General features: G+C 43.6%; 13 protein-coding genes. 7 read left to right on the forward strand and 6 right to left on the reverse strand.

Going from position 1 to position 11478, the window contains the following annotated elements; translation table 11 throughout:
• Positions 1-31: 31 nt before the first annotated feature.
• The 3 genes from V5G28_RS34600 to V5G28_RS34610 all read left to right on the forward strand — a co-directional run bounded on the left by V5G28_RS34600 (position 32) and on the right by V5G28_RS34610 (position 2496).
• Positions 32-1051, forward strand: a complete 1020-nt coding sequence (locus V5G28_RS34600) for an ABC transporter ATP-binding protein (protein WP_332996073.1) — start codon at positions 32-34, stop codon at positions 1049-1051.
• Between the two features lie 85 nt (positions 1052-1136).
• Positions 1137-2033, forward strand: coding sequence for an ABC transporter permease (locus V5G28_RS34605; RefSeq protein WP_332996075.1), 897 nt, complete (start codon positions 1137-1139; stop codon positions 2031-2033).
• 88 nt (positions 2034-2121) lie between these two features.
• Complete coding sequence (locus V5G28_RS34610; protein ID WP_332996077.1) at positions 2122-2496, forward strand: hypothetical protein; 375 nt, start codon at positions 2122-2124, stop codon at positions 2494-2496.
• 67 nt (positions 2497-2563) lie between these two features.
• On the opposite strand, the gene V5G28_RS34615 is transcribed toward V5G28_RS34610, so the two are convergent.
• Complete coding sequence (locus V5G28_RS34615) at positions 2564-3001, reverse strand: peroxiredoxin (protein WP_332996080.1); 438 nt, start codon at positions 2999-3001, stop codon at positions 2564-2566.
• 389 nt (positions 3002-3390) lie between these two features.
• Between V5G28_RS34615 and V5G28_RS34620 the strand changes: the two genes are divergently transcribed.
• The 3 genes from V5G28_RS34620 to V5G28_RS34630 all read left to right on the forward strand — a co-directional run bounded on the left by V5G28_RS34620 (position 3391) and on the right by V5G28_RS34630 (position 5751).
• Complete coding sequence (locus tag V5G28_RS34620; protein WP_332996082.1) at positions 3391-3795, forward strand: Npun_F0494 family protein; 405 nt, start codon at positions 3391-3393, stop codon at positions 3793-3795.
• 226 nt (positions 3796-4021) lie between these two features.
• Positions 4022-5500, forward strand: coding sequence for a cobyric acid synthase CobQ (gene cobQ / locus V5G28_RS34625; RefSeq protein WP_332996084.1), 1479 nt, complete (start codon positions 4022-4024; stop codon positions 5498-5500).
• A gap of 11 nt (positions 5501-5511) precedes the next feature.
• Positions 5512-5751 carry a 2Fe-2S iron-sulfur cluster-binding protein gene (locus tag V5G28_RS34630; RefSeq protein WP_096570397.1) on the forward strand — a complete coding sequence of 80 codons (240 nt, stop codon included), beginning with the start codon at positions 5512-5514 and terminating at the stop codon, positions 5749-5751.
• An 80-nt stretch (positions 5752-5831) separates the two neighbouring features.
• On the opposite strand, the gene V5G28_RS34635 is transcribed toward V5G28_RS34630, so the two are convergent.
• Complete coding sequence (locus V5G28_RS34635) at positions 5832-7073, reverse strand: RNA-guided endonuclease InsQ/TnpB family protein (protein WP_332996088.1); 1242 nt, start codon at positions 7071-7073, stop codon at positions 5832-5834.
• Positions 7074-7141: 68 nt separating this feature from the next.
• Here V5G28_RS34635 and V5G28_RS34640 point away from each other — a divergent pair, with 68 nt between their 5' ends.
• On the forward strand, positions 7142-7312 hold the full coding sequence (locus tag V5G28_RS34640) for a CopG family transcriptional regulator (protein WP_332996090.1): 171 nt from the start codon (positions 7142-7144) through the stop codon (positions 7310-7312).
• A gap of 118 nt (positions 7313-7430) precedes the next feature.
• On the opposite strand, the gene V5G28_RS34645 is transcribed toward V5G28_RS34640, so the two are convergent.
• The 4 genes from V5G28_RS34645 to V5G28_RS34660 all read right to left on the reverse strand — a co-directional run bounded on the left by V5G28_RS34645 (position 7431) and on the right by V5G28_RS34660 (position 10414).
• On the reverse strand, positions 7431-7784 hold the full coding sequence (locus tag V5G28_RS34645) for a hypothetical protein (protein ID WP_332996092.1): 354 nt from the start codon (positions 7782-7784) through the stop codon (positions 7431-7433).
• A gap of 364 nt (positions 7785-8148) precedes the next feature.
• Entirely contained in the window at positions 8149-8598 is a 450-nt protein-coding gene (locus tag V5G28_RS34650) for an SRPBCC family protein (protein WP_332996094.1), read from the reverse strand.
• A gap of 37 nt (positions 8599-8635) precedes the next feature.
• A complete protein-coding gene (zds, locus tag V5G28_RS34655; protein WP_096561211.1) occupies positions 8636-10075 on the reverse strand; it encodes a 9,9'-di-cis-zeta-carotene desaturase in 1440 nt (479 codons plus the stop codon).
• 165 nt (positions 10076-10240) lie between these two features.
• Complete coding sequence (locus V5G28_RS34660; RefSeq protein WP_073632391.1) at positions 10241-10414, reverse strand: CopG family transcriptional regulator; 174 nt, start codon at positions 10412-10414, stop codon at positions 10241-10243.
• Between the last annotated feature and the right edge of the window lie 1064 nt (positions 10415-11478).

Raw genomic sequence — 11478 nt, forward strand, 5'->3', positions numbered from 1 at the left:
GTTGAGATTTGTATAGTTAGGATAAACTATCATGGCTGCCGCCGTTTTAATTGAAAATTTAAAAAAGCGCTACGGCACGGTTGAAGCCGTGAAGGATGTTTCCTTCAAGGTAGAACCAGGGGAAATCTTTGGTTTACTCGGTCCCAATGGAGCGGGAAAAACCACTACCCTGCGTTCTTTGTGTACTCTCACCACACCGGATGCGGGTAAAATAGAACTATCAGGCATATCTGTTATCAATAACCCTAGGGCAGCAAGAAAACGGCTAGGTTATGTCGCCCAAGAAGTGGCGCCAGATAAAGTACTGACTGGGCGGGAACTTTTGCAACTGCAAGCAGCGCTGTATCACTTACCTGGCACAGTGGCAAAACAACGAGTGAACACGATGCTGGAGTTACTCGGGTTGCAGGAATATGCCGATAAAAAGACTGGCACTTACTCTGGCGGCTTACGCAAACGCCTAGACTTGGCAGCGGGATTACTTCATGCACCAGATGTCCTGGTTTTGGATGAGCCAACGGTAGGACTTGACATAGAAACCCGTTTTGTGGTGTGGAATTTCTTGCGGAAGTTGCGAGAAGCTGGAACAACGGTAGTGATTACCAGCCATTATTTAGAAGAAATTGACGCTTTGGCTGATAGGGTGGCGATTATTGACCGTGGAGTTGTGATTGCCAGTGGGACGCCTTCAGAGTTGAAAGATAAAGTGGGGGGCGATCGCATCACTTTACGAATCCGCGAGTTTTCACCCGTTGAGGAAGCTGAGAAAGCCAAAGATTTGCTGAAATCTTTGTCGTTTGTTCAAGAAGTGATTATTAATAACGCTCAGGGGAATTCCCTCAATTTGGTAGTCACTCCGCAAAATGATGCTTTGATTACCATCCAACAATCGCTCAATTCTGCTGGTTTACCGATTTTTGGTATTGCCCAATCTCGACCGAGTTTGGATGATGTTTACCTAGCGGCGACAGGACGAACTTTGATGGATGCGGAACTGGCGGCTGCTGGAAGTCGTGATCCCAAGGCTGAAAAGAAGCAGAGTATGAGATAGATATTAGGGAATGAGTTCGTAGTGAGCGCTTAAGCGCTTACTACAAGCCCAATTTACAACTAACAACTAACAACTAACAACTACTATGAGTGGTACTGTTTCACCTCCAAAATCAAATATCAATTGGCAGCAAGTAGCGTCACCTCAAGCCTATGATGACGCTGCTCCTAATGTATTTGGTGAATTTGTGCAAGAGACGTTAGCCTTGACTCGTCGCTTGTTTATTCAACTTGCTAGGCGTCCCTCAACGTTAATTGCGGGTATTATTCAGCCGGTGATGTGGCTGGTGCTGTTTGGCGCTTTGTTCCAAAATGCACCGAAAGGGTTATTTGGTGACACCACAAATTACGGGCAATTTCTAAGCGCAGGTATAATTGTTTTTACTGCATTTGGTGGGGCGCTGAATGCTGGCTTACCCGTGATGTTTGACCGAGAATTCGGCTTTTTGAATCGTTTGCTGGTAGCGCCACTAGCATCGCGGTTTTCGATAGTTTTCGCTTCGGCTATCTTTATTATCAGTCAAAGTTTGGTGCAAGCAGCCGTCATTGTGACAGCAGCAGCGTTTTTAGGGGCTGGTTTACCAGATGCAGCAGGTTTGGGAACAATAGCTTTAATTGTCTTCCTCTTGGCATTAGGTGTAACTGCTATCAGCCTTGGTTTGGCTTTTGCTTTGCCTGGACACATCGAACTGATTGCGGTTATTTTTGTCAGTAACCTGCCATTGTTGTTTGCCAGTACTGCTTTAGCTCCTTTGTCTTTCATGCCGAAATGGTTGCAGGTTGTAGCTACCCTTAATCCCCTTAGCTACGCCATTGAACCAATTCGTTATTTGTATTTTCACAAAGATTGGGGATTCAATAGCGTGGTAATGCACGCCTTTTGGGGTGATGTTACCTTTGCTGGTGCGTTGCTGGTGTTGGTTGGCTTCGCTCTTGTAGCATTGTTGAGTATTCAACCCCAACTGCGGCGGACTCTTGCTTAAGATCAAAGCATTACTTATTTTAAGGTAAAAACTTATCCGCACTCCCACATCTTGAGGGTGTGCGTTTTCAAAATTCTTGGAGGCTTTTATGAAAATACGATTTTTACCGCTTAAGCAACTATTTGTACTCACTTTTGCAGGAATGAGCTTTGCTTCCTTAGTATTGCCTCAACCCACCTTAGCTCAATCTAATTCCAGAAGTATTCTGCAAGACCTCAATCCACAACAGGGTGATGATCCATTATCGCCTCGGAGCGATGAGGTGAGTAATTTCGGTATGTTTAATATATTGCATCGCCTTCAACAGGGAAATACGGTTTGGAATGCAAATGAGCAGAACCAACAACTGAATGACGCCGCAGCTCAATTCAGAGCAAAGCAACAACAATTGCTTCAGCAGCAAACTCAACAGCAGCCAAACCAACCACGCTTTCAGGTGACTACGCCTCAGACGACTAAGTGAAAAAAGTTGGGGAGCATAAGGAGGATGAGGAAGTTATCCCTCTGTCCTCCTTATCCCCTGATCTCGTCTACAGCCCCAATGTAGCTAAAACATCGCTAGCATGGGTAGATGTGTTGACACTAGAGTCAACCTGGATGATTTTGCCGTTGCCATCAATCACGTAGGTAACGCGCTTCGCATATCCACCACCATCAACATCGTATGCTTTAATCAAGCTTTTATCGGTGTCAGCCAGTAGCGGAAAATTGAGATTATATTTTTGGGTGAATGCTTGGTGGGAGGCTTCATCATCTGCGCTGACTCCCAATATCACTATATCTTTGCTCTTGTATTGGTCAACTGCGTCCCGAAAGCTACAAGCTTGTTTGGTACAGCCTGGTGTGTCATCTTTGGGGTAGAAATACAAAACTACCGTTTTCCCCTTAAAATCAGATAACGAGACAGTGTTGCCGTTGGTGTCTTTGACGGTAAATGTAGGTGCATCACTACCAACTGCTAGTGCCATAGTTTTAGTATCTCTCGTATACAAGGTTAGCTACAGGGTAAGTCATGTTAATAACATGGTTCAACTTTCCCTGACGAGTGCTATTGTATCAAAGTTTGTGTATTTTTTTTAAGTGGCGTCTACTACAGTGTTCTCGGGGGCTGAGGATTAGGGATTGGGATTAGGGATTAGGGATTGGGATTAGGGATTAGGGATTGGGGATTAGGGATTAAGGATTAGGAACAGTATTGTTCAGTCCCGAGTCCCGAATCCTGAGTCCCCAGTACCCAATCCCGTCGCGCCGAGGAGATAATAGGTAATATGTAAAGATTTGTGAAATTAGGTATCTCCTGCTACAATTTCCTAAGCACGAGATATCTCTCTTTAAAAAAATTATCAAGAGAGCCATAATGCCTGTTGTCGATTCTCAAAACCAGAAAACCTTTGCTTACGCCCAGCCTACGCTAAAACGAGCTCAAAGAGCGCTGGTGTGTTCTCCCTTCAATCTTGGTTTGTTTGAAGCAATGCGCTCACGCCGTGTAGCAATAAGTGAGATGATTGGTAATTCTGGTGTTCAGAAGAACTTCACAAAACGACCTCTGTCAGAATTGACAGCAGATAACGCTTTGGTGTGGCTGATCCAAGTGGGTGTACTGCGGCGCGAAGTTGATGGTCAGGGTATTACAGACAGTTTTCGGCTGACTCCCCTAGGTCGCCAATTGGTGGAACAATCTCAGGGTAAAGCTTGGGGTAGTGCTACATGGGGCGATCGCCTTTACAATGCTGTCATTCGTTGGTTTAGACTACCCTTTTAGGATTAAGGGTCAACAACAGTTAAGAGTGGGGAATCAAAGGGAACAATAAACAAAGGAAGTTTCAACTCAATTCATGAACTCTTGATCATAGGTATCCGACTTCATTGGTGAAATCTTGGGTTTTTAGTCAAAAGTCCAAAAATTTGTGACTCATGGCTAATGTCTCATAAATCACCCTTAACTCCTTAGGCTAATACACCCAATCTGGAAAAACAGATATTTGGTTATGAAAGCAATTATGATAGTGGGAACGACATCCCATGCCGGGAAATCACTGTTAACCGCAGCTATTTGTCGGATTTTATCGCGCCGTGGCTGGCGAGTGGCTCCCTTCAAAGGTCAAAATATGGCTTTAAATGCTTATGTTACCGCCAATGGTGGGGAAATTGGCTACGCTCAGGCGGTACAAGCTTGGGCTGCGGGAGTTATTCCTTGGGTAGAAATGAACCCAATTTTACTTAAACCTCAAGGAGATATGACCTCGCAAGTCATAATCAAGGGAAAGCCTGTAGGCAAAGTCAGTGCTGCAGAGTACTACGAACAATATTTTGACCTAGGGTGGCGGGCAATTGAAGAATCACTACAGCATTTGAGCACAGAATTTGATTTGTTGGTTTGCGAAGGTGCTGGGAGTCCGGCGGAAATTAACCTGAAACACCGAGATTTGACGAATATGCGGGTGGCAAAACACCTGAATGCAGCAACTATACTGGTTGTTGATATTGACAGAGGTGGTGCTTTTGCCCATGTGGTAGGAACTTTGGAGTTACTGGAGCCAGAGGAACGCGCTTTAATTCGGGGTATAGTCATTAACAAGTTCCGTGGACAGCGATCGCTCTTAGAACCGGGAATAAAATGGTTGGAAGAACGCATTGGTATTCCTGTTATCGGTGTTATCCCTTACTTGGAACAGGTATTTCCCGCTGAAGATTCTCTTGACTTGTTGGAACGTAGAGTCCAAAAATTACAAAGTGAACTTAACATCGCTGTTATCCGGTTACCGAGAATCTCTAACTTTACCGACTTTGACCCACTAGAATCAGAACCTACAGTCGGAGTGAGATACTTAAGTCCTAAGCAAGAATTGGGACATCCTGATGCCGTAATTATACCAGGAACCAAGACCACAATTCCTGATTTGTTGCTACTGCAAAAAAGTGGTATGGCAGAAGCAATTCAGCACTACGCAGCAGCTGGTGGTACAGTTTTGGGTATCTGTGGTGGGTATCAAATATTAGGTCAGATGATAGCAGATCCAGAGGGAATTGAGGGACAAGCTGGCAGATATCAAGGACTGGGGTTATTACCGATAAAAACTGTGATCACAGGACAGAAAATTGCCCGTCAGCGGCAAGTCAGCTCGAATTATCCGCAAATGGGCTTACCCGTGATTGGGTTTGAAATCCACCAAGGGCGATCGCGCATAGAAATTCCCACAACAGAGCCTCAGAAGTACCATACTCTGTTTGACGATGCTAATTTAGGTTTGGTGGATAATTGCTTATCAGTTTGGGGTACTTATCTCCACGGTATTTTTGACAACGGTCCTTGGAGACGTGCTTGGTTAAATCGCTTGCGTCAACAGCGGGGTTTAAAATCTTTGCCTACGGGCGTTGCCAATTACCGGGAACAAAGAGAGCATATATTAGACTCTCTTGCAACTGAAGTTGAGCGCCATTTAGACTTAACACCATTTTTGTCTTGAGGATGGTTTTGATGAATGTTCGCGTCCGGTTTCTACCAGATGATATTACAGTTGATGCCGAAGTGGGAGAACCACTGCTGGATGTAGCAGATCGGGCGGGGGTGTTTATTCCCACTGGCTGTCAAATGGGGTCGTGTTACGCTTGCAGTGTGGAAGTAGAGGACGGAGATACCATCCGCGCTTGTATTGCCGCAGTACCACCCGGACGCGACCAATTGACGATAAATTTGTTTAGTGACCCGACTTGGTAATGGGTTCATATAGTTTATAGGTGTGCTGAAACACAACTACAAGCAAATTACCTGTTGATCAGTAACTACCAACGAAACCGTTATAACCACTTATAGGTGAGTGATTTCTTGACACTCCCCACGGCTATAAGCCGGGGGATTCTTGGCTCAACGTCGCAACTTGCGATTGGCTGGGTTGCCCCAACAAGAGTAGAGGTTCCGACTCCCCAAGCGTTACTTCCCACTTGCCCAGTGGTAGACTTTGCTTTACACAAAATATTGATGGCTGCATTCACATCACGTTGTAGAACACATCCACATTTACAGGTGTGTGTTCGGGTTGACAACCCTTTGTTCACGATATTTCCACAACTACTACACTTTTGACTTGTGTAGTGAGGCGGGACAGCCACTACTTGAGTATTGAACTTAACAGCAAAGTATTCCAACCAACGACGAAAAGAATTCCAAGCAACATCACTGATTGACTTGGCTAGACGACGATTTCTTACCAGCCCTCTCACATTTAACTCTTCATAGGCGACAAAAGCGTTAGCTTTGCATACGTTACGCGCGATTCTCTTCGCGTGTTCTTCCCGTTGCCTACTTACTTTTAAATGCTTACGGGCATATCGCCATGACGCTTTTCGTCTATTGTTTTTCCCTTTCTCTTTAGAGTAAATGCGTCTTTGAGCGTGTTTGATAGCTTTTTCAGCTTTTCTAAGAAAACGGGGATTCTCCTCATGATACCCATTTGAATCAGAGTAAAAATACTCCAACCCAACGTCTAATCCAACCTCACTATCACCTGTTCTGGGTTCTTGGATTGCGTCCACCTTGACGCAAAATTGAACGTAGTAGCCATCAACACGACGCACAATCCGAACCCGTTTAATTAACTCAATTGGATATGTATGGATATCCCATTTACCTAATAGCTTGAGTTCTCCAATACCTTTCTTATCTGAAAAAGTTATGCGTCGTTTAGACGGATGTAGCTTCCATCCTGAGGTTTTGTACTCAACAGAACGGCTATCTTTTTTAAAGCGTGGATAGCCTTTTTTACCTGGCTTCTTGTTCTTACAGTTATCAAAAAACCGCTTAATAGCTCGTTCCACATTCTCAACAGATGCTTGGCAAGCATGGCTGTTTAAATCTTTAACAAAATCAAATTCTGCACGTAGCTGAGTGTTGTACTGGTAGAGTTCTTTCTTCCCAATGCCACGATTATCTATCCAGTAACGCAGGACTTTGTTACGTACAAATTGACTTGTACGAATAGCTTCGTCTATTGCCGTTGATTGGGATTTTTTAACTACAGCTTTGTATTCCAGCACGAACACTCTTGAATCACCCCCTTAATTTGTTATCATAAGTCTAGTAGACCTATTATAGATGATAAAGGTTCCCTATGGCAAGGAAATATGCAGCAAAAAAATTAACTGTTCGTCTCAGTGAGCAAGAGTGGGGAATAGTTCAGCAGATATCAGAATCTGAGGGTGTTGACTATAACGACGTGATTCGTGAAGCCGTACGGAAACTAGGACGGGGATTAAAATCCCCATCGGGCTTATCCCCATAAATGGAATTTAGGGGCTTGCGCCCTTCGACTTTCGGTCAGCAGAACTTTAACAGCACTACTCATCACTAACCGATGGTAAAAGCTATATCAGGAATACAGCTTTCGATAGATCGCTGTACTACTCATTACTGGAAATTAGATTTTTGAGTTCGGAATCTACCTGGTGCAAGTACTGCTGGTTAGTTAGAAAGTGTGATGGTAATTTGTTGTCCTCAATTGCAGCTTGGACAAGCGTTTTAGCAGTGATATTTCCAGATTGATAAGCATTAAGCAGGGCTGCGTAACTGGGAATTTTATACTGCTTCAACTCACCTTGATAAGCCAAGAAAACCAGATTCTCTGGTTTGATTTTATAATCTGAGGAACTCTCGACCGTGGTTGAGCTAACTGTTGTTGTTTGTGCTTGTACAATGGGCGCTGTGGTAGCAGACAAAAGCAACAGCGATAGACTATTCAGAATTAGGTGTTTCATAGTAGAATATCCAAAAGCATGAACTATTCAAGTCAAAAAAATTGTTGAGTAGCAAAAACTGAGCCCAGCACTTGGTGATGGTACTGAGGCTTGGTAAATGCTCAAACTTTTGATCTTTCGTATATTATTTGGCTTATTTGAAGAGAAATAAAGGCTAGATATACCAGTTAATCTGGAAGTTAGCAATAATTTAGCAAGATAGCGTAACACTCAATTTAGGACATTGAGAAGAGTAAAATCAAGATTGAGCCGTTAAGCTGCAACTTATTGAGCTTATCCCAACTAGGGCTTGCGTTTATGCAGCAAAACCCCAAAGTTTCGGGGGTGGAAACGTGGGGTTACATTAACTACATTCAAATTATGATTAAGATTGATTTAATTTCACCTGAAGAGCGTATTCTCGAAACCTTTCCATATTACCGTTAAGAGTTGATTCCACCGCCCTTCCCAAAAACAAATTATCCATAATTTTGCCAATGATACCGGGGATAGCATAAGCAACAGAAAGTTTAACGATACTGCTACCGTGGCGATCGTAAAAGCGAATAGCTCCTTGATTTGGCAAACCATCAATTGATTCCCATTGGATAATCTGATTGGGAATAACCTTGGAAATACGGGATTTCCACTTAAACTCTAAACCACCTGTGTTGAGTGTCCATATGGATATATCTGGATTATCCTCCGGAACCTTCACCGATTCAATCCACTTCATCCACCGGGGCATTTGCTCCAAATCAGCCCAGAGGCTCCATACTAACTCTATAGGAGCTTCTACCTCAACCTGCACACTATGCTCCAACCAATCTGCCATATCTGTTATTCCTTGGCGTCCTTAGCGCCTTGGCGGTTCATTTCTTGAGATTCTCCAAAATCGCCTTCGCCGCACGCCTTCCCGAAATTGTTGCCCCCTCCATACTATCGATGTAATCCTGCTGCGTATAACTACCTGCTAAAAAGAAATTAGAAATCGGCGTCTTTTGCTGAGGACGATAAATATCAACTCCTGGTGCTTCTCTGTACAAAGACTGAGCAAGTTTGACCACACTGTACCAAGTCATGTTTAGTTCTCGCGAGGAGGGGAACAACTCATGCACTTGCTTGAGGACGTGTTGGGCGATCGCCTCATTACTTTGCTTAATAAACGGATCACCTGGTGTCAGAACTGCCTGCAATAGTGAACCTTGCCCTTCCCTGTAATAATCCCCAGGGCTTGTCAATGCCAAATCAGAAAAACACGAAAAGTCAGCATCAGCAGTATAAAGCAAATTATCAATTCCTGCTGCATGGTTGAGTTGTTTGCGCTCTTCAGCATCATGGAGTTCCGTCACCCAGCCATCAAACCGCAACTGTACTGTTGCTACTGGCACACATTCCAATTTATATATATTTTCAAACTCTGACCACTTGCGCCACGCTTGAGGCAGCAAACGCTGGATTCCTGGGACATCACAGGCAGCGACATAGGCATCAGCTGTGATCACTTCTTCTGTATCACCATCAGCCACTACCATTCCAGTAACACGGGTTTGGTCTGCCTCTTCAGTAAACTGTATTTCTCGCACTCTCCGACGAGTGTAAACTTTTGTCCCCCTAGCTTCGAGATACTCCAAGATAGGCTTGTGCAGGTACTCAGAAGGGGAACCTTCCAGCATTCGCAGTTTCGACGCTTCGGTTCTGACTGCGAATAACTGAAAGACTGTTAGCATACAACGGGCAGAAATATGTTCGCAATCGATAAAACCGAGGGCGTAGGCGATGGGGTTCCACATCCGCTTGATGCTACCATCATTACCCCCATGACTGCGGAACCAGTCGGCAAAGCTGACTTTATCCAAGTCACGAATATTTTTCATCGCGCCGTCAAAGTCTACCAAGCCGCGTACTATAGGGCTAGTTCCTAATGCCACTGCATTTTGCAACTTATCCAGCAACGAAAGTTGGGAAGCGGTGAAAAATGCTTTTAATCCATTAAAAGGCGCACCCATGATGAAGCGAAAATCTAAAACACCAACTTTTCCCCCCTCATTAATGAAGGTGTGGATATGTTCCTTAGGGCGCAGGTTGTCCAACGCCCCCACTTTCTTCATCAATTCCAACATCTGGTAGTAGTTGCCAAAGAAGACGTGCAACCCCATTTCAATATGGTTGCCATCGCCATCAACCCAGCTGCCCACTTTCCCACCCACAAACGGACGGGACTCAAAAATGTGGACTTCACAGCCAGAATCCGATAAATCGACAGCGGTTACTAGCCCAGCCAGTCCCGCACCTACGATTGCAACGCGCATTCCGTCCTTCCTTTTCAGTTTCATTACAAATTGTAACTGGGTTGGTGTCGGAATTTGCCACTTATATCAAGTTATGTGTGAGGAAGTCATAGTCAGTCGTTGTTAGTCGCTCGTCAAAAACCTTTGGATTATTGACTTGAGACTCTCAACTTAGCGAGTGTCTCCTTAGCGACTTGCTTCTTTAGCCTCCTCGGAGGAGAGCGGCAGTCCTCGGATCAGCTCCCGGATGACATCCGTTGCTGGTCTACCCGTCTGCCCACAATATTTTTCCAGTTTTTCCGCCTCCTGTGCTGCTAAATTCACAGTGATACGTTTTACAGCCCATTTCTTATTTGTCATTTGATTGTACTATCTGCTGGTTGTTAACATCATCAAAAGAAACTAACTAGAGATGAAAAGGATAAGATTATCAGAGTTTTTGTCAGGAAACAAGTAATTTGGTTGAGACTAAAAATTTGTTCAATTTTGAGAAAGTATGCTTCATTTTCCAATAAAGTCCAAATAGAGAACTCCTTTAATAGCTCTTGTGACAGGAAAAATAGCGCACACTGGTTGCTAAGAGATTAAACTCAGCAACAAGATGAATAAAGCCTGACTATGAATTTTATAAATTTAGTTGAGATATCTTCTGTCAACCAAATAACGAATTTTAATGTTCGTAGTTACAAGAGCATTTAACTTTGTTTACAGCCCAAGTTAACCAAACACTCTAGTGATAAAATCATAATCTTACTTCGCAGCTACCTTTTATCCACCTTCGAGTGGCTTCTACAGGTGGTTTCCAAAGACTTTAAAGTAGGCACCAACAAGCAACTGCTCCCAAGACGAAATCTGTTTTGTGAACATTTGGCTGGTGCCATGAAAGTGCATACTTACAAAGTTGATAAATTTGGGCTCAAGACTTGTGCATTTCTTCTTATCGCCTTCACTTCTACACTATTCCATATTTGGTAACTCATTGGCAGTCACCCGAATAGCTACAAGTTCCAACCCCTGTTCATAAGGGAGATCACCTTCAAAAGCTAGTGTCATAACCCACGAAAATAGGTTAGAAGCACTTTGCGAGGTGTAGATATCCAAAGCTGTCTGGGAATTCTAAGAATACACTACAATCTCCCACAGATTCATGATCTATGGATTCATGCAATGTCGCTGAGCTTCGACTGATAGCATAGCTTCAGTTTTGTTCCAGAGTTTTTTATTAACATTCCGTAATATTTATATTAATTTACGGGTTGTTTTTTCTCACCATGCTTGTAGTGATAGCTTGGTTAAATTTAGGCTAGAGTTCGTTTCTATCTCCAGAGCATCAATTTGGAGATTCTGTAAATAGCATTGAAACCACAGCAGCTTTAACATCCAACACTATCATTGTTTACTTTGTTTGTTAAGTGGTTGATTTT

Origin of the sequence: Scytonema sp. PRP1, from assembly GCF_036697665.2 — a bacterium.
GTDB classification, from domain to species: Bacteria; Cyanobacteriota; Cyanobacteriia; order Cyanobacteriales; family Nostocaceae; genus Kalymmatonema; species Kalymmatonema gypsitolerans.